Origin of the sequence: Aetokthonos hydrillicola CCALA 1050 (assembly GCF_017591665.1) — a bacterium.
Classification (GTDB): Bacteria; Cyanobacteriota; Cyanobacteriia; order Cyanobacteriales; family Nostocaceae; genus Aetokthonos; species Aetokthonos hydrillicola.
This window is the reverse complement of sequence record NZ_JAAKGC010000001.1, coordinates 277,472-297,176: the sequence shown is the minus strand read 5'-3', so window position 1 is coordinate 297,176 and position 19,705 is coordinate 277,472. Positions and strand designations below refer to the sequence as shown.

Below are 19,705 nucleotides of genomic sequence, written 5' to 3'. Positions count from 1 at the left end.
ATTAACAATCAACATTCTTCTACTTTGAACTAATAACTGTTTTGAAGGAGTGTGATTTTGAATACAGTTGAATTCTTGTCTTATCTTCGCAGCTTAGATATTCAAATTTTTATTGCTGGTGGAAAGCTTCGTTGTAACGCACCTGAAGGAAGTCTTACAGCAGAACTGCGTGCAGAAATTCAAAACCATAAAGCACAAATTATTGAATTTTTAGAAGCAGCTAATCGTACTAATAACCAAACCTCTAGACCTCTTGCAACTATTTCACGAGATGGTAATCTTCCCCTCTCTTTTGCTCAGCAACGGCTGTGGTTTCTTGACCAATTAATCCCTAATAATCCTTTTTATAACATTCCAGTAGCATTATACTTAACAGGTTCGCTGAGTATAGCTGCCCTAGAGCAAACTTTTAACGAAATTGTCCGACGACATGAAGCTTTACGCACCAATTTCGTCATGCGAGTAGGACAACCAGTTCAGTTAATTAATCCTACGCTAACAATACCCTTACCTATAATAGATTTACGGCAACTGCCACAAGCTGAACGAGATATACAAGCACGACAATTAACTAACCAACAAGCCCAACATTGTTTCAATTTATCAACTGATCCGTTGCTACAAGTAAAACTGCTGCATTTGGATGAGACAGAATACATCCTACTGCTCAATATGCACCACATTGTCTCCGATGGTTGGTCTATTGGAGTGCTGATTCAAGAAATAGCAACACTTTACACAGCCTTTGCTAGCAATCAGCCTTCTCCTTTACCTAAACTTGCAATTCAATACGCAGACTTTGCATACTGGCAACGCCAATTGCAAGGGGAAGTATTGCAAAAGCAACTCGGTTACTGGGAGAAGCAATTAGACTGCTTTTCTATGTTAAATCTGCCAACCGATAGACTAAGACTACCTGCTCAAACTTACCAGGGTGCTAGACAACCTCTGCAATTATCAAAAAGTTTGAGCGAAGCACTTTTAGCTCTTGGACAGCAAGAAGGGGTAACTTTGTTCATAATCCTGCTGGCAGCATTCCAAATTTTACTTTACCGCTACACACAGCAAGAAGATATTGCTATTGGTTCGCCTATCGCAAATCGCAACCATAGTGAAATTGAAGGATTAATTGGTTTTTTTGTAAATAGCTTAGTACTCCGTACGGATTTATCAGGCAACCCAACTTTTCGGGAGTTATTGAGTCGAGTTAAAGAAGTAGCTTTAGGGGCTTATGCTCATCAAGATTTACCTTTTGAAAAACTTGTAGAAGAACTTCATCCAGAGCGTAATTTGAATCAGAATCCCTTATTTCAAGTTGTTTTTGCACTACAAAATGCGCCTATATCGGCATTAGAGTTACCCGGTTTAACTTTAAGTCCATTGACATTCGATACTGAAACAACACGCTTTGATTTGGAGTTTCATTTATGGGAGCCAAATACTGAAAATGGTTTATGGGTAGATAGTTCAGATGGAATTAGTGGCTTTATAATTTACAGCACCGATTTATTTGATGATGCGACTATCTCCAGAATGCTAAGGCACTTCCAAACATTACTGGAAGGTATAGTTGCGAATCCAGACCTACGAATTGCAAATTTATCACTTTTAAGTGAATCTGAGTTGTATCAGTTGTTAGTCCAATGGAATAATACCCAGATGGATTATCCTCAAGATAACTGTATCCATAAGTTATTTGAGAGCGTTGTAGAGCAAAATCCTGATGGGATTGCACTAGTAATTGGATCTAAAGAACTAACATACAAAGAGTTAAATATACGCAGTAATAAACTGGGACATTATCTAAAAAAATTAGGAGTTACAACCGAAGTTTTAGTAGGAATTTGTGTAGACAGATGTTTTGATATGGTAATCGGGATGTTGGGCATCTTGAAAGCAGGCGGAGCTTATCTTCCTTTAGATCCAAGCTATCCATCTGAACGGTTAAACTTTATGATTGAAGATGCTCAAGTCTCAGTTTTATTAACACACGAGCTATGGCTTGAACGTCTGAAAAATTATAATTCACAAATAGTCTGTTTAGATAAAGATTGGGAGATTATTTCTCGAGAGATTGAAGATAACCCTGCTAGCAAGAGTACAGTAGATAACCTGGCTTATGTAATTTATACCTCAGGCTCAACTGGAAAACCTAAAGGTGTTATGGTTGAACATAGAGGATTGTTAAATCTAGTTTTTTGGCATCGAAAAGCTTTTAACGTTTCACGGCTTGATCGAGTAACGCAGATTGCTGGAGTAGGCTTTGATGCTTGTGGTTGGGAAATTTGGCCTTATCTTAGTGCTGGAGCAAGTATTTATTTTGTGGATGATGAAACCAAGCGATCGCCTGAGCACTTGCGAGATTGGCTAATCTCAAAAGAAATAACCATTTCTTTCCTACCAACGCCTTTAGCAGAGAAATTTTTATTATTAGATTTTGCTAAAGATGCAGCATTACGAATATTGCTTACAGGTGGAGACAAACTAAATCAATATCCTTTAGCTTCCCATTCTTTTCAAGTATTTAATAATTATGGCCCGACTGAAAACACGGTTGTTACAACTTATGCTCATCTTCCGGTTAAGGATAAAGATAACTTAGCACCTCCAATTGGTCGTGCGATCGCCAACACAAAAGTTTACATATTAGATCAATATTTACAACCTGTCTCCATTGGCGTACCAGGAGAGTTATACATAAGCGGTGATGGATTAGCACGAGGCTATTTAAACCGTCCCGATTTAACCAGCGAGTGCTTCTTTTCTAACCCTTTTAAAGAGAGCTCTTGTGCAGGGGAGCAAGGGAGCACAGGAGTACAAGAGAAATCTCTCTACTCTGCCCCCCATCACCTCTGCCCCTCTGCTTCTTCTGAGCGGCTTTATAAAACTGGTGATTTAGTTCGCTATCGATTAGATGGTAATATTGAATTTCTAGGTCGCCTCGACGAGCAGGTGAAAATTCGTGGCTACCGTATTGAATTAGGAGAAATTGAAGCAGTACTGAGCCAGCATCCAGCAGTACAGCAAACTGTAGTGATAAGTCGTGAGGATAACGGTGAAAAATATTTAGTAGCTTATGTGATACCAAAAACCGAATACAGCAGGGGGCATTATAATGCACAATTAACCTCTTTGGAGAACGATCAGGTTTTGCAATGGCAGATACTCTACAATGAAACTTATAATCAACCTGCTAATTCAGAACCAAAATTGAATCTTGTAGGCTGGAATAGTAGTTACACAAATCAGCCTATTCCAGTTGAGGAGATGCGTGAGTGGGTAGGTAACCAAGTCGAGCAGATTTTAGATCTACAACCCAAACGAGTGTTAGAAATTGGTTGCGGAACAGGTTTGATACTGTTTAAGATTGCACCTTATTGCACTAAATATTGGGGAACAGACTTTTCCTCGGTTTCACTTAACTACATCGAGGAGCAGTTAAAAAATCTAGAAATGCCGCAGGTAAAGCTGTATCAGCGAATGGCTACGGATTTTGATAAAGTAGAAAAAGCAGCTTTTGATGCAGTCATTTTGAATTCGGTCGTACAATATTTTCCTAGTATTGATTATTTAATTCGCGTATTAGAAGGTGCTGTAGAGGCAACTGCTCCTGGGGGCTTTATCTTCATAGGAGATGTGCGTAGTTTACCACTTTTGCACGCGTTCCATGCGTCAGTGCAATTATATCAAGCTGAACCTTCCGTTACCCGAACACAGTTACAGCAGCGGGTAGAAACAGAAGTTTTCCAAGAAACAGAGTTAGTCATTGACTCAGATTTTTTTACTGCAATAAAGGAGCGCTTTCCGCAGATTAGTCATGTACAAATTCAACTGATAAGGGGTAAACATCACAATGAGTTAACTAAGTTTCGTTACAACGTAATTCTTCATATTGGTGAGGAGATTGTTCATAATACTGAAAATTATTCAGCACTGAACTGGTCTGAAGATAATTTAACAGTCTCAGCAGTGCGTCAGTTGTTAGCTCAGAGCCAACCAGAAATATTAAGCATTAGAAATGTACATAATGCGCGAGTGACATCAGCAGTTAAAACAGCAGAATGGCTTTCAAACGGAGAAAGTTTTAAAACTGTAGGTCAAATACGTAAAGCTTTGCAAGAAATCGAAAATTTAGGAGTAGATCCCGAAGATTTCTATGGACTGAATTTACCCTACAAGGTTGATATTACCTGGTCAAATTCAAATACTGAAGGAAATTATGACGTGATTTTTGTGCGGCAAGATATAGTAGGTAAGAAAAGCCTTTTTCCCCATAGTACCACTCTCTCTCATCCTTGGTCATCTTACGCCAATAATCCTCTACAAGCTAAAGTAGCGCGTCTGTTAGCGCCACAGTTGCAGACTTACACAGCACAAAAACTTCCAGCGTATATGATACCATCAGCTTTTGTAGTACTTAAGTCTCTACCTTTAACAGCTAATGGTAAAGTGGATCGCCTTGCCTTAAGAGCATACGATCCAATTAAGCCTAAATTACAAGAAAATTACATCGCCCCTCGAACTTCGGTTGAACAAGTACTAGTGAAAATCTTTGGCGAGCTTCTGGGATTTAAGCGCGTAGGAATTTATGACGATTTCTTTAAATTAGGCGGTCATTCATTACTAGCAACTCAACTTGTCTCTAGAGTACGCGACGCGTTAAGTGTGGAATTGCCTTTGCGCAGTGTATTTGAAGCATCGACAATCGCACAACTATCAAAAGTCGTGGAAAACTTGAAACAAAGCAATACTCAAAGTCAAGCCCCAGCTTTAGTACCACAGTCTCGTGAAAGTCGGCGCATGAAGCTATCTTCCCTAAACAAAGAGAACAAAGGGCGTGATTGAGCGATTCTTGTGGAGTGTGTTAAGACGAAATGCGTAATGCACCTTGATTTAAAGTTGGATATTATACCCATTTGCTAACACAACACCAATATTGGGGGAGGATAATCCACACCCCAATTTGTCTCCCCCTACGTATCTGGTCAAAAATCAAAAACTAGTCCTATATGTTGTTTTAGCTCTTGGTTTTGGCTGGAAGAACTGTTACCTTATTAACTACTTTGGTGACACCTTTTATCTGCATTGCAAGATCAATCTTTTTGAGATTTTGGGGATGAACAACACTTCCTGATACGGTGACAACACCATCACGAGCTTCAACCACTAGCTGGCTCTCAGGGATATTAGCCTCTAACTTATCGCGAACTTCTGTAGCTAGTGCTGCATTGGTTCTATTTTTATCCCCATTGTTAAAGGTATTGTTACGCTGCTCATGCGCTCGAATATCAGCATTAAGCTGATTTCTGCGAGTTTGGCTTTGAGCATCCTGTTGGTGTTCTTTAACCTCATTAACAGTCACAGCTTTAGGTTTCTGTTGTGTTGAATCAGGAGCATTGGTACTAGTCTTCGCAGTATTTTCACAGGCAAAAGTACCTAAAAGTAAAATACTACTTAGGAAAAACAAGGTTAGTTTTTTCATTTTTCTTAACTCAAAGATATAATTGATAAAGGATATACTTCCTTAGAGATACCCATTCTATCTATTAATATAGATAACATTTTTCTCAGATTAAGAGCTTCTAGCTAATGACTGATTTGGGATAACAAAAGATAAAAAAACGATTCAGGAAAAATTTGTCAAAATGCCACCTTGTTTGGAGCAGTATAAGTGATATACAAAACTTAACAAGGGACGCAGGAGATTCAACGAATGCGGAGCGTAATGTTTAAGAATAGAATGAATATTCCGGTTTCTCCTTGGGCTTTGATGTCACAAACCTACTTCAAAGTTTTTCCAGCAGTGCGGAATCACTGAAATTACTGGAAGATTCAAGCGCAGAAAATTCCAAATTTAGAACTGCGCAAACAAGCTTTAGCAAGTATTCGAGACAAACGATTTCACTGTGAAGGTGGCTCAATCTAAGCGTTGCTTGCTGCAAAGCATTGGCAAGAAGCAATCAAATTTATTGTCGCTTATCAAACCATTAGTGATTATTTAGATATACTAATTCTCTTGCTTCAAAGCCTTTCGTGCTAACTTGACATAAGTCTTCACAGTTTCATATGGTATTGCCGTATCCTGAGATATTGAGATTAAAGAGTCGCCCATTTCCCGTCTTGCTAAAATTGTTGCCCATTTCATAGCAATCTCGCTCGCTCTTTCTCCTCCTAATCGCTTGCGTTGCGCAGTAAATATCTCGGTTAAATCTTCAATCCTTTTTGCTAATACAGATTCTACATCAGGTACATCTTGCACCAGTTTTGATGACCACCCCAACCGGGTTTGTCCCAAACCAAAGGTGGTTTTGTGTCCGGTTCCGCAGTAAGGTGCAAGACTAGCCAAGGCATAAAATAACCGTTGATAATCTGGTTGTTTAGATGCAGTTTTAGCTAAACTCAGTTCTATTGAACCTGTAAATCCTGTCACTGCACCTTGTTTACCCGCAAGCACTTTTTGGGAAGCGATTTGATGACGGCTGATGATTACATGTTCATCAATCCAAGCTAAAAAATCATCTGTTTCTACTGGTAAATTAGAAAAATCATTCCAACGTCGCAGATAACTTTGAAAAATATTGAAGGGTAAAGGTAAGGGAAAATGATGTTTTTTCCGGCGAAAGCTGGTTGGACTCAGGAACTCCAGCGCAACAGATCCGGTAATATTGGCAGTATCGAGCAATTGGGAATAGGTTGTTGCTGGGTGAGCAATTTTGCACGCTTGAATTTGCAGGGGGACATCTTGTAAATAAAGATGTTCGGGTAACTTTTTCACCCACTTGCGCATCCAACTTGTCACTCGATGAGACAATCCAGTAACATACCAGCGATAAGTGGTATCAGACGATAGCTGAATATTCATCCCGCTACTGACTATTTCCCCATTTAATACCGATATCGTAAACGGTTTTTCTGATTCCCCATCGTGGAGGTAAGCGGATAGTTCCGGATCGAAGGAACGTACTTGATTGAGAAACCAAGCATGCAAACCAATCGAATATTGTGGATAGACGGAACTATCAACAGGCGTGACCAGTTCAAATTCTAGACCAATAATTTCGCTATTGGCTGACCAAGTTACCGATGATTTTGGTTTGCTTGATTTTTTGTTGGGTGTCAGGGTACGGGGCATATTGAATCAGTTATCAGTTATCAGTTATCAGTAAACATTCACTTCGGGGATTCAGACCCAGAAGTGAATTTTATCCACTCAATTTTTGATTGGGTAGGGGTCACCGAACCCTTGCACACGAGTGGTCACCAGATGGTTCGCACATTGATCAAGGCTACAGTTCTAAGTGATCATTATATATAATTAGCATCCCCGATAGGGGAAGATAATTGGACTTTGGACAAAGAGGAACTACGTTAACGAGGAGGGTGTTCGGAAGACATAGACGATCGCACTTTCAAGATTTTCTGCTTTGTTCGCTTTTCTTCTGCCAATATTTAGTAACCAACCAAACTATCCATGCAGCAACTAACCCGGAAATAATACTAGCAAAAAACCAGAGAACGAAGGGATGGGGTAAAGAAGAAGCTTTAGGTGATCCTGGTATTTGAATGGGGTTTTCTTTCGTGACTTGGCTAGAAACAGAGGCAAAAATCCCTCCTACAGCTAAACCAGAAGCTACTACGTATGCAGTGATTTGGAAGGTGCGATCGCGCTGTTTTTCCACTTCCTCTTGTTTTGCATCGCGTTCAGCTTGGTCAATTTCCACTAAGCCGCGACTAATGGCGATCGCTTGTTGAAACATTTGTTGACCGGGAGATAAGTAGTTTAGGTCTGTTTGAATCTGTTGCTGCAATCTTTGACAAGTGGAATCACGAAAATTTTCTAGAAACCTTAAATCATCATCGCAAAATTTTTCGACACTCTTTTGAGAAATTTTTGCCAGCCATGTGCTATAGTTCTTTGTATTGGTGATTATAGACTGCGCATCTTCGTGCATATCTCGCAACTGACGAGCGTATTGAAACGCTCTTGGCGACATTTCTATGAGCAAAGTTTTTAACTTCTCTAATCGCTGTGCTGAATCTTGCGGTAATTTAGTAAAAATCTCAACTTGTGATTCTAGTTCGCTAGAAAGCTTTCGCGCTTCCCAATAGCAGGATCGTGCTTGGTGATAGGCAAACAGTATTTTACTACGACAACACAAAAGGTTTAGTACATAATCTTCTGTTTCTGCAATTGAAGTTAGAGTGCGATCATCAGTCTTAAACCAGATCCAGAGATGGCAGCGTTGAATAGGATCTTGCTGGTCGTTGTCATACTCAAAAATTGGACTACCGAAAAGTTTTCCTTGGTTAATGCAAGTTGGTTGGGGTTGGGGTTGGGTTGTTTTAGATAGTAGCGCGTTTACACAAGCATCTGCCAAGGGTTGATAATTACTCGTAATATCGGGAGCTTCAGCAAACAGGAGTAGTGTTTCTCCAAGAGAAGGACGCATCCAACTCGATAATAAATAACCATTGGGATTAAGTTCGCTAAGTTGGGTAACGTCTACAAGCTCTTTATAACGTAGGGTCAAATCAACAGCGTAAGTGTCATGAATGCGAATCGGGTAAATTGCACCGCTAACTTGAGGAGTGTTTGGTTCGACTGGGACTTGAAATTTCAAAGTCCGTTGATTTCCTAATAATTCTAAAGGCAGATTGAAATGTTGATTTTGAAACTTCTTTTCAACTGCTTCTTGTTCAATAGTTGACTTGAGAGATTTTAGCGGCTCAATATTGAGCAATTCCCCAAGCTTGGCGAGCTGTTCCCATAAGCGAGGAGCATCTTTGCTTACTTGCTCAGAACTTTCGCTCAAGCTGTGGCACAAATGGAAGGCATAAAGGGTTAGGCTAGGATTGTTAACCTTCTGTTGTACCAAAGGAGGTTGGTTCATGGTTGGGAGTTAGACGGTTTTTGGTTAGAGGGTTGTTGCGGAGTTTGTTGCTGGGATTCTACGTTAGGGAAACTGACGCGCATCGCGTTGAGTAGAATCTTATTGTAGTCTTTAGGGTCAGGTTTTTTAAAGTCTTCTGCTGCGGATCTGGTTTGTGATATGTTACCAATTAAAGGTAGCAGTGCTTGACGAATCTTGCTACGGGATTTGCTCCAAATGGCGATCGCGTCTGAGATAGTTTCTGCATTATTCTCCAGACTTGAGACTACCCGCCACAAGTCAACTTGATCCTCATTTGAAAATAGAAGAGGTTGAGACTCGATCAGTTTAGCAAAAGCCTGAATATTTTGTTCATCTGGTGACATATAGCAATCCCGGTTGATTTTGCTTAATTTTGGTTTATTTTGTAGGGTGCGTTAGGACGAAGTCCGTAACGCACCATAATTAAAAGTCTCGCGTGTTACTATTAATTTATCAAGATTGTCCAATCATACAAAATGCTGCCCAATGCTCAGGGGAGTGAAAAGGTTTGCTATTTGCTGTGTTCAACCAGCCTTCTAACCATAATTGCTTACCAGGGCTTAGAGGTAAATCCTGTGTCCATGTTTGTAAATCTTCTTTTTCCACATCGCGTAACCAGCATTGAGCATTACCTTCAATCGCTTCTGACCACAATCCAGGATTAAAAGCAGTTTCACCAAGATTGCGTCCAGATTGAAGACAATCAATAGGAAAAGCGTTAGGTTTACGAATTTCTAAAGCTGAGCGGAAACACTCTATTGCTTGAGAAATTTGCCCCAAATCACGGTAAGCAAGACCCAGATTGTTTTGGGTCATCGCCCAATCTACTGGGAAATCTTCGCGAGTACGGATAATTAGTGCATTTTGGAAAGAGGCGATCGCAGTTTCGATATTGTCAGCTTTGTTTCCCAGGATCCTGTCACGGTAAGCAATACCCAGATTGTTTTGGGTTATCGCCCAATCAGTTGGGCAATCTTGGCGAGTACGGATAATTAGTGCATTTTGGAAAGAGGCGATCGCAGTTTCGATATTGTCAGCTTTGTTTCCCAGGATCCTGTCACCGTAGGCAATACCCAGATTGTTTTGGGTCATCGCCCAATCAGTTGGGAAATTTTGGCGAGTGTAGACAATGAGTGCATTTTGGTAAGCGGCGATCGCAACTTCGATATTCTCGGCTTTGTTTCCAACTATTCTGTTACTGTAAGCATTACCCAAATTGTTTTGGGTCATCGCCCAATCAGTTGGGAAATCTTGGCAAGTACGGACAATGAGTGCATTTTGGTAAGCGGCGATCGCAGTTTCGATATTGTCAGTTTTGTTTCCCAGGAGCCTGTCACCGTAAGCATTACCCAGATTGTTTTGGGTCATCGCCCAATCAGTTGGGAAATCTTGGCGAGTACGGACAATGAGTGCATTTTGGTAAGCGGCGATCGCAGTTTCGATGTTGTCAGCTTTGTTTCCCAGGAGCCTGCTACAGTAAGCAGTACTCAGATTGTTTTGGGTTGCAGCCCACTTTTCTGGGAAATCTTGGCGAGTGTAGACAATGAGTGCACTTTGGTAAGCGACGATCGCAATTTCGATGTTGTCAGCTTTGTTTCCCAGGAGCCTGCTACAGTAAGCAGTACTCAGATTGTTTTGGGTTGCAGCCCACTTTTCTGGGAAATCTTGGCGAGTGTAGACAATGAGTGCATTTTGGTAAGCGGCGGTCGCACTTTCGATATTCTCGGCTTTGTTTCCCAGGATCCTGTTACAGTAAGCAATACCCAGATTGTTTTGGGTCATCGCCCAATCAGTTGGGAAATCCTGGCGAGTGTAGACAGTGAGTGCATTTTGGTAAGCGGCGATCGCACTTTCGATATTCTCGGCTTTGTTTCCCAGGATCCTGTTACGGTAAGCACTACCCAGATTGTTTTGGGTCGTCGCCCAATCAGTTGGGAAATCTTGGCTAGTGTAGACACTCAAGACGATCTCATAGCCTGCGATCGCCAGATCTTTGTTGACTGCTATACTCCCTAAAGGGAATTGCTGAATTAAGTTGCTGAAATAAAAAGTATTCCTAACTATCGGCTGAGCTTCATCTGACTGTACTTGAGATAGTTTATCTTTTGCCCAGTTTCGCAATACTTCAGTCAAATGAGTATCTAATTTATCTAAGTTTGCTTGCAGTAACAAATAAACCTTTTGCCGATCACCGTCACTCTCTTCTATTAGTTGCAATACTCGCAACAGGAAATTGAGATACTCACCAGAAATTGGTGCTGACGAGTTACCCTGCGGTGAGGGACGCAAAAAACTCAACAACCCCGCCAGCTTACGAGCAAAATTGATGAAAAAATCACGCTGCATGTTTAAAACAAGGCAAAAGTGAAAAGTAGTAAAGTAAAAAGAAATAAATTTTATGCTGCAAACTTTTTACTTATTGTAAATGGTAGCTTTTTTATTTGTTGTAAGCTTGATAGAGAGTTTTTAGTCAGTTTTCAGTTTTAAGGGTAGCACTGGCATAGCCCAAACAAGCCTGAATATTTTCGCGGGTAATACCAGGGTAGTTACGGAGAATTTCGTCAGTTGTCCAACCTTGAGCGAGAAGGTCAATAATAAATTCAACAGCAAGACGAGTGCCTTTAATAATTGGTTTGCCGACAAGAACGTTAGGATCAATAGTGATTCGTGATTGCCAGTCCATAAAATTAAGTTGAGAGTGTTGTCTTTTGTATTAACGGATAATGCTTGTTTCAGACTTGTAGGGGCGAATGGCATACTCTGCGAGAAGCCGGAGGCTACGCCCTGACAATGGACGGGAAGGCCCTCATTAATTTTGACTACATACTCGTAACCAGTGAAGCAAATCATCAATTTCTGTAAAATCTAACAAAGCTTCCCCAAGTGCTTCCAACTGTTTTCGTGAAAGATTAAGTATAGGCTCTTTAACTTCTTCCGGTATCTCACCTACACGTTTGTGTAGTAGTCGTAAAACAAGCTCCTGCTGACCACGTTCATAGCCAATGCGTTCCCCAGTAGTCATGTAACTCATATGTCGCTCCTGCTCAAACTCCTTAAACTCTTCCCAGAACTCAGCTTCTAACGCTTTTGGTAATATCATAACCCAATCGATGAATCGATAGAGGTTACGGATATCCTTTTCTTGCAAGCCTAGGTCGTATAATCGTCGAATTAAGTTAAATTTCCAAGCCTTCCGTTGTAGGGGTTTTTTAATTGTCTGTTGTGCCTTCAAATGTATCATCACGACTATTGCAAATAGATTGTCACTGGCTTCTAATTCTGCCCAACGATTTGTATAATCTATAAGCTTGACGGTTCCAAATCTAAAATTTAAGCTGGTATCTGGATAATTGAAATTGTATTGGTTCGGTCGCCATTTAGAATTTGTATCGCCTAAGATTGCAAGGCTAATAGCAGGTTGACTGAAGCGAGCAAAAATTAGCAGGTTGTACAAAAACATCCTTTGTGCAAAGTTATCTTCGGGTTGATTCTGGATTTCTACATGAATCAAAAGCCAGACTTCATGTCCCTGTTTGTGCCAAACTTTGACTAATTTATCTGCAAACCTTCTTCCTTGTTCTGCTTGGCGAGTTATTTGTTGAAACTCTTTATCTAAAAATTCGTGGGGACGTTCCCAGTTAATTAATGCAGCTGTTTGAGGAAAGAAAAACTCCATTGCTTGAGGAAAATATGCTTCGAGAATTTCTTTCCAAGGGCTGTCTAGATCAGCGCGTTCGTGTTCGTCGGTCATGAATTAGTTTATACATGGCGTTGATTTTAACATTATAAGATTTACGGGCTTTTTTCTGTTATTAGATTCGTCTGTGCCAGTACTTAACTGGTAAGCATTCCTATTACCGCACTTTAACTCGAAGCACTGGTATAAAACCGCAGTGCAAAGCGCCAAAACCAGGTTGAAACAAAAAATAGCACCACCGCCAAAACTCCTGCACCAACTATCCAGGTGATATGACTACGACCTAGCATAGCTTCGGCAGGAATAGTAGTTAAAAAAGTTACTGGCACAATAAATGTGAAAAAAACCCGATAAGCTGTTGGATAAGCTGCAATTGGATATCGCCCTGCTTGCAACAAACCGCGCAACACCTCTGTAGAGTTATAAACTTTGACAAACCAAATGCTCGTTGCTGCTAGTATAAACCACAGGCTGTATAAAATAACTAAGCCACAAAATATAGGAATTGCACTGAGAAAGTAATTACCGATTCCTAAACCGAGCTTGTCTCCAGCATAAAAAATTAGCACACTACCAAAAACTAAATCTGGCAATCCCCATGGTGAAAAGACGTGGGTAGAAAGCCAAAACTGGCTACGAATAGGCTTGAGTAGCACAAAGTCTAGTGTCCCTTGCTGCACATGGCGGACAATGCGATTTAGGTTTGGAGAAAGAAAGGTTGCTGAAAAGCCTTCCAGGAGTGTAAAAATTCCTAAAACAACTAAAGCTGCTTCCCATGACCACCCTTGAAAGGTATAGCCTTTACCATAGAACAAAAATAGTCCAAAAAGGCTACCAGCAAGATTTCCTATGCTGCTAAGAGTCGCCAACAAGAAGTTAACGCGATACTCTAACTCAGCTGCGATCGCGGCACTCCAGAACAGCCTTAATACTTTGAGATATCGTTTAATCAAGGTAAAGGGAAAAAAGGTTTGATCACCTTTATTATAATCCTTACGGTCGCCTCCGCGACTTGAACCAGTAGCGGAAGTAACACAGTTTAGCAGTTCATATTCATAGAACTTCCCTCAATAATTAGTAAACAAAAGTAAAACCTCACAAGAAGCTCACATTGTTTCAATAGTTTAGACATTGAGAATCCCTTTACCGTGATGACAACTATGCGTAAACTACTGAAACTGGAACCAAACACCACCTAGCAAATACACACACACATATATATATATATATGGGTGCTAATTTATTCAATAGAAAACTTTCTAAACAACATTAAATCTTCAGATCTATGCCGTTGATTGACTTAAGAGATATTAAAACGCGGCTTGCGATTAGCAGTGCTTTTATGCTCGGTGTCACTTCACTCTTATCTGTAGCTCAACCCCACACATCCATATTCATCAGTATACTTGATAAATCATTAGATGTGATTACTGGTATCATTTCTAGCGACTTGGGTGTTCTAGCAAATCGTCCAGCTACAAATGAGTTGGAGACTCTAGCAGATAATCTTGGTAAGAACGAAGGTATTTTGATCAATCAAGACACCACTAAGGCAATTGGTCGCGCAATGGGTGCAGTCATTCTTTCTGTAGCTAAGTCTGAACAATTTCCAAAAGATCAAAAAGCGCTGCGTAAATTAGCTGAAGTTGCTGCTTATCACGGCTTGGACTTTTCTGAATTCAGTACAATCACAAAAACAAACAACGAGATCTTAATAAGACAGATTAAGGAAGTAGAACGGTCAGCTAATTTTTTAACTCATGCCAATAATGTTGCAAAGATCAAAGTCTTAACACCAGAAGCTTGGACAAAACTTCTCAATCAATTGCTTAAGGAAAAGACAAAGCTTTCTCCTTTTTCTTCAGAAGTTGTCAAAAAAGTTGCTGATGAACTATACATTAGCTTTCCCAAAGCCTTACAAGAAGTACTTAAAAATGATTTTCAAACCGGGGGTAAAACTTTTGCTAATACGCTTTTATCTCTGTTAGAGGATATCAAAGAAGAAATCACTGTCCGGCAAGACGAAATTATTAAACGGCTTGATGTGTTGGAAATCTCTCAAGGAGGTGAAGCTTTGGAACAAGTCCTTGAGCGTTTAGAAAACTTTACTCAACTAAAGGCTGGAACCCCCATAGCTGAAGTTGCTTTTAAAGAACTTGCGGGACACATGACCACACTTTTGGATGAGGTACATGATGTTAAAGTCAACACTGAGGAGATAGTAATTGCTGTTGAAGAACTGAGTGAAATCATTCACCATCTTGATGAGCAAACACATCGAAAAGAACTAACACCTCTCTCATTAAGCCAGCGTCTTTTTCGTATAGTACTCCCTATCAGTGGCAGTATGACAATCTTGTTGATCACCCTGAGATTTCTGGGCGTACTACAGCCATGGGAATTGAAAGCTTTTGATTGGTTGATGCGATTACGACCAGATGAAGGACAGGATCAACGTCTACTCGTCGTCGCGATTAATGATGAAGACATGGAGTCCGACAATTTCAGAGAGGGAGGTTGGTCAATCTCAGACGCTAAACTTAATCAACTCTTAGCCAAACTAGAGAAGTATCAACCACGAGCTATTGGTTTAGACTTATACCGCAAAAAAACTGCTCTCAAGGAATTAGATAGTCGGCTACGGTACAATAGTCATATCTTTAGTGTCTGCAAAGTTTCTGATCCTCAAATAAACAAACCTGCGACTCCTCCTCCACCCGCAATTCCAAAACAAAGACAGGGATTTAGTGACCTGTTAGAGGATAAGGATAAAATTGTTCGTCGTCATCTTTTAGAAATGGAACCTTCAGATCCCGACTCCAAGTGTTCTACAAACTATGCGCTTAACCTTCAGCTGGCACGTCATTACCTACAAGCAAAATTAACACTAACTCCAAAGGGCTTGAAGATTGAGAATGTCCTTTTTAATCCAATCCAACCTTTTACAGGAGGCTACCAAGATGTGGATGCAAGAGGATACCAAGTGCTACTGAATTACCGTACACATGAGGGAGATCCGCAAAAATTTGTCTCCCAAGTCTCCCTTGGAGAAGTCCTCAATAGTAATATTCTTGACTCAGTAAAAAACTTATCCGGGAGAATAGTCCTCGTTGGTGTCACTGCTACTGAACCGGGCGATTATTGGTCTGTTCCTTACGATCAAGAAATACCAGGCGTGGTACTTCAAGCACAAATGGTCAGCCAAATCATCAGTGCTGTTAAAGATAAACGCCCTCTGTTATGGGTTTGGAAACAATGGGAAGAATGGTTATGGATCGGGGGTTGGTCTTTATTGGGAGGTCTGTTGGTTCTGCGCTTTTATCAAGTTTCCAGTTTAGCTGTAGCTCAAGGTATTGCCTTGTTGGGTTTAGCGGGCGTGTGCTATTTCTGTTTACTCTGTGGTCTTTGGCTCCCCTTGGTTCCCTCATCACTGGCTTTGGTGAGTGTTGGCTTTAGTGTATTAATTTACACAAATTCTCAATTCAGAAGAGAGTAACTTTGATTATACTAGGCGTCGAATTATGACTAGAATTAAGAAATACTACTGGCAAAAAACTTTTGTTTACATTTTTGCTTTAGTTTTAACTGGTCTGAGTGTTAGTCTTCCTCTAACATCGGTACAGCCTAGCACATTAGTTAAAACTACCCTTCAGTCTAACAATGTAGGCAACATATTTGACAAGATACGACGATTTGTTTTCCCACCAGCATATCTCGCTCGAGGTGCACCCACAGGTCGGCGTAAAGGAGCAGCGTCTCGTAAGGGTTGCCCACAAACAGTATTAGATTTGACAGCTTTAGTCCCTCAGAACAGTTGGGGGTTAACGTTTGCTGAGCAGCCCACCTTCTGGTTTTATATTTCCTCACTCCCTGAAGGATCTCGTAATGTAGAGTTTGTCTTACAGGATGAGAACGGTTCTCGTCAGCAATACCATACTCGTTTCACTCTACCTGCAACCCCCGGGATCATTAGTCTCAATCTTTCATCAAATCAGCCCTACAATTTACAAATTGATCATAGATATCATTGGTATTTGCAAGTTTATTGCGATCCGCAAAACCCATCCACGTATGTTTTTGTAGATGGGTCGGTGCAACGAGTCGCACAGAATGCCCATAATGCCAATACTATTTGGTACGATCTTTTGACTAATTCCGGTAACCGTCTTCGTGCTAGCCCACAAGATCCCGAACGCAGAGAAACCTGGGTAACACTACTGAAAGATGTTGGTTTAGAAAAATTAGCTCAAGCACCATTGTTACCGTGTTGTACTTCAGAAAAATAATTGTGGCATCATAACCAGTTTCCTACCAAAGTATAAGGAGCCCAGAAATAGGGGCGCTTTTCTTGCTCAAGCAGAAATAGTTGAGCCTTTTGGAGGGCTTCTGCTTTGGTAGTGTTGGGTTTGTTTAACTCTTGGTAAAATTTCTTCATGAACATAGCGGTCAATTGATCGTCCACTTGCCACAGTGTCGCTAGAGTACTGCTAGCTCCAGTCTTGACGGCTACTCCAGCTAATCCCAAGACTGCTCGGTTATCGCCAGAAGCAGTTTCACAAGCACTGAGTACCAATAGCTCAATCGGCTTAGAGAGTAAGCTCTCTAAACCCTTGACTCGAAGAAGTTTGTCTGACAGGAGAATATATGTTTGTTCTGGATCAGAACTGAACTGACCGTGAGTTGCCATATGAACCACCGTGAATTTAGCCTTATCAAGCCGATTTTTTAGGTTGTTTTCAGTAAACTCTTGGTTTAAGAGTTCCTCACTATTGGGGATTACAGTATGAACTTCCTGCAATTCTAATTTTACGTTTTCTAGTTGATTAAACTCTCGACCTTCGATGTCGAGTTTTTCGCTAACTCCCCCAGCTAGGACATTTAAGTGTACCTGTACTATAGGTCGAGGATTCAATAATTGCAGACCAGGAGTCAGCGCGATCGCATATTTTTGCACAAGATACTGCTGACCGTCGTAAAGTACTGCCATGGGGATATTGCGGAGTAAACCATCTAGTACAAACACTAATGTTTTGACGCCACTAGCAGCTAACTTAGTTTCAACAGGCTGAATTAACCAACTATATACCTTTTTAGAAAAGTCTTGCACCTGAAAAGTTTGTTTCACATCTTGTAAGGAATTGTGCAAGTCTACTAAAGTTTTCTCGGTCATCTCCTGCGATACGTTTGTTGTGTAATGTTCTAGTTCTTCTTGACCAGGGAATTTCACAATCACTTCTAAACGATCTTTTAAGATGATCGCATAAAGCACGGCTGCTTTTGGATTTGCTCGGTCTACCACTCGGTCAATTTGTTCTGGCTTGACATCGGCGCAAGCATCATGAAAGAAATTATCTAGTTCAGCAAGCTGCAGAGATTCAATGACTTCACGAGCTTGCTTAAGGTCATATTGACTGACTTTTTTATCCTTCAGAAGTAAATTTACGAACTCCCGATAAACAGGTTCTACACTATCCCTAAAAGTGAATTGAATTTCTGGGTTTATAGCAACCAAGTCTCTGCGCAGTGATTTGAGCGATTGGAAAGCTGCTGTGTAGGCGGCGATCGCTGCAGGTTTGTTTCCCTGTATTTGGTAAAGGCGTCCTAGCTGCCACTGCCAGTGGTAGGCTATATCTGGTGCATCATAAGTGGATGCAAGTTGCAATGCTTGGGTTGTAGAGGTTTGTGCTGCTGTTAAATTTCCCCTTTGTTGATACAGTCCTCCCAAATAACCAAGAGCGTAAGCTTGTGCTCGTTTGCTTCCAAGCGAGCGAGCTTGATTGAGAGCAGTCGTCACAATTTGCTCAATCTCTCCCCATGTTGGAATCTGTGACGGTTGAAGTGTATTGCTGTTAGCTGTTTCACACTGTTGAATAAGGGGGGATGAAAATTCAAGCGGCTTTTGGTTCAGTGCTGATTGCAGACACATCAGACTCTGAGCGAAATTGATTCGAGCATAAACTGTCGTGCGACTGGCAGACAATTTTTCAAGGGAGGATAGAATTTTAGGTAACAAAGTAGGTACTTCAGACCACTGCTGAGTTTGCATCAAGAGCCTGAGCAGATTTAGCTGCGCTTGTATACTGGTAGTTGGTGAACCTAACAATACGGCTTGCTGATAGCAATTTGCAGCTTGTTGATAGAATCCAACAGCACTCCCATTTCCACATTCGGCAGATTCGTTCAAAGTTACTGGCTGTGCTGTTTTTTCTTGTCCGATTCTTCTCTTACCTCGAGCTAGAGCAGTATTGCCTAAACTGAGTTTAACAGCAGCAATCTCTTGAGAGTCACCCAATTTTTGAGCGACTTGTAAATTTTCTGCTAATATGATTTGTGAGTCTTTGTTGTCCCCCATAATTCGCAAAACATTACCAAGGCTACGCAAGCCATCTAATTTGGACAGGGAGTCTGGTTGTTTTTGTAGGGTTTTAAATGCCTTAACTGATAACAGACATTGTTGCGCGTTAACTCCTAAAGCTGTAAATAGAGTTTTGCAAGCTTTCGGATATAGTCCCAATACTTGCATTGCTTGAGCTTGGTTAATTTGGCTTTGGGTTACTCCTTCTTTACTACCAATTTGAGCGTAAATGTTAGCTGCTTGTTGCCAAGTTTCCAAAGCCTCTTTCGCTTGTCCTAGCGCCAGTTGCATTTGACCTTGAATGTCTAGAGTTGAAGCAAGCAAGCGCGATCGCTCTGGTGTTTTTTTCTGATTTTTGAGAAGATTTAGGCTGGTGTTTATTGCTTGTTTAGCTTGATCCCAACTTCCTGCTTGTTGATAAGAGAGAGAAAGATTGCTCAAGGCGATCGCTTGGTTTAGCCGATCTCCTTGAGCCCCAAATGTATCAACCGCCCCTTGCAAAACCTTCGCTGCTTCTGTAAACTTGCCAGCTTGATAGAGTACCTTACCTTGTTGTATCAACTGCGCAGCATCCGACTGTTTTTGAACAATGACCTTCGATGCTGGGACTTGAGCAACAGTTGCGATCGTCATTGACATCCAAAATAACAGAGGAAGAAGAATGAGCGATCTATACTTATAAAGCTTCTTGCCAAAATTCCTTAACCAGCTACCAAATCCCCAGTATTTTTTATACATACA

General features: G+C 40.8%; 12 protein-coding genes and 1 pseudogene. 4 read left to right on the top strand and 9 right to left on the bottom strand.

The annotated features are described in order from the left end of the window. Positions 1-51: 51 nt before the first annotated feature. A complete protein-coding gene (locus tag G4P69_RS01180) occupies positions 52-4,845 on the top strand; it encodes a non-ribosomal peptide synthetase (protein WP_208339650.1) in 4,794 nt (1,597 codons plus the stop codon). Positions 4,846-5,017: 172 nt separating this feature from the next. Here G4P69_RS01180 and G4P69_RS01175 read toward each other — a convergent pair whose 3' ends face one another. Then, positions 5,018-5,482, bottom strand: a complete 465-nt coding sequence (locus G4P69_RS01175; protein WP_208339652.1) for a BON domain-containing protein — start codon at positions 5,480-5,482, stop codon at positions 5,018-5,020. A 348-nt stretch (positions 5,483-5,830) separates the two neighbouring features. Between G4P69_RS01175 and G4P69_RS38915 the strand changes: the two are divergent. Continuing rightward, positions 5,831-6,040, top strand: a pseudogene (locus G4P69_RS38915) (DUF2600 family protein). Here G4P69_RS38915 and cas6 read toward each other — a convergent pair. The 7 genes from cas6 to G4P69_RS01135 all read right to left on the bottom strand — a co-directional run bounded on the left by cas6 (position 6,008) and on the right by G4P69_RS01135 (position 13,559). Next, positions 6,008-7,132, bottom strand: coding sequence for a CRISPR-associated endoribonuclease Cas6 (gene cas6, locus G4P69_RS01165; RefSeq protein WP_208339654.1), 1,125 nt, complete (start codon positions 7,130-7,132; stop codon positions 6,008-6,010). The pseudogene G4P69_RS38915 and the gene cas6 sit on opposite strands and share 33 nt — an antisense overlap. 277 nt (positions 7,133-7,409) lie before the next feature. Beyond that, positions 7,410-8,891 (bottom strand): hypothetical protein, encoded by a 1,482-nt coding sequence (locus tag G4P69_RS01160; RefSeq protein ID WP_208339656.1) that lies wholly within the window; start codon positions 8,889-8,891, stop codon positions 7,410-7,412. Next, entirely contained in the window at positions 8,888-9,256 is a 369-nt protein-coding gene (locus G4P69_RS01155; RefSeq protein ID WP_208339658.1) for a hypothetical protein, read from the bottom strand. The genes G4P69_RS01160 and G4P69_RS01155 overlap by 4 nt, the downstream gene beginning before the upstream one ends. A 109-nt stretch (positions 9,257-9,365) precedes the next feature. Further along, positions 9,366-11,258 (bottom strand): tetratricopeptide repeat protein, encoded by a 1,893-nt coding sequence (locus G4P69_RS01150; protein WP_208339660.1) that lies wholly within the window; start codon positions 11,256-11,258, stop codon positions 9,366-9,368. Between the two features lie 124 nt (positions 11,259-11,382). Beyond that, positions 11,383-11,595: a DUF433 domain-containing protein gene (locus G4P69_RS01145; RefSeq protein WP_208339662.1), complete on the bottom strand. Its 213-nt coding sequence runs from the start codon at positions 11,593-11,595 to the stop codon at positions 11,383-11,385. Between the two features lie 126 nt (positions 11,596-11,721). Next, positions 11,722-12,663: a DUF4351 domain-containing protein gene (locus G4P69_RS01140; RefSeq protein ID WP_208339664.1), complete on the bottom strand. Its 942-nt coding sequence runs from the start codon at positions 12,661-12,663 to the stop codon at positions 11,722-11,724. Between the two features lie 113 nt (positions 12,664-12,776). After that, positions 12,777-13,559, bottom strand: a complete 783-nt coding sequence (locus G4P69_RS01135) for an ABC transporter permease (protein ID WP_208339686.1) — start codon at positions 13,557-13,559, stop codon at positions 12,777-12,779. A 335-nt stretch (positions 13,560-13,894) separates the two neighbouring features. Here G4P69_RS01135 and G4P69_RS01130 point away from each other — a divergent pair, with 335 nt between their 5' ends. Continuing rightward, positions 13,895-16,105: a CHASE2 domain-containing protein gene (locus G4P69_RS01130; RefSeq protein WP_208348077.1), complete on the top strand. Its 2,211-nt coding sequence runs from the start codon at positions 13,895-13,897 to the stop codon at positions 16,103-16,105. A 25-nt stretch (positions 16,106-16,130) separates the two neighbouring features. Beyond that, positions 16,131-16,895: a DUF928 domain-containing protein gene (locus G4P69_RS01125; protein WP_208339667.1), complete on the top strand. Its 765-nt coding sequence runs from the start codon at positions 16,131-16,133 to the stop codon at positions 16,893-16,895. A gap of 8 nt (positions 16,896-16,903) precedes the next feature. Here G4P69_RS01125 and G4P69_RS01120 read toward each other — a convergent pair whose 3' ends face one another. Further along, positions 16,904-19,702, bottom strand: coding sequence for a CHAT domain-containing protein (locus G4P69_RS01120; protein ID WP_208339669.1), 2,799 nt, complete (start codon positions 19,700-19,702; stop codon positions 16,904-16,906). Positions 19,703-19,705 lie beyond the last annotated feature (3 nt).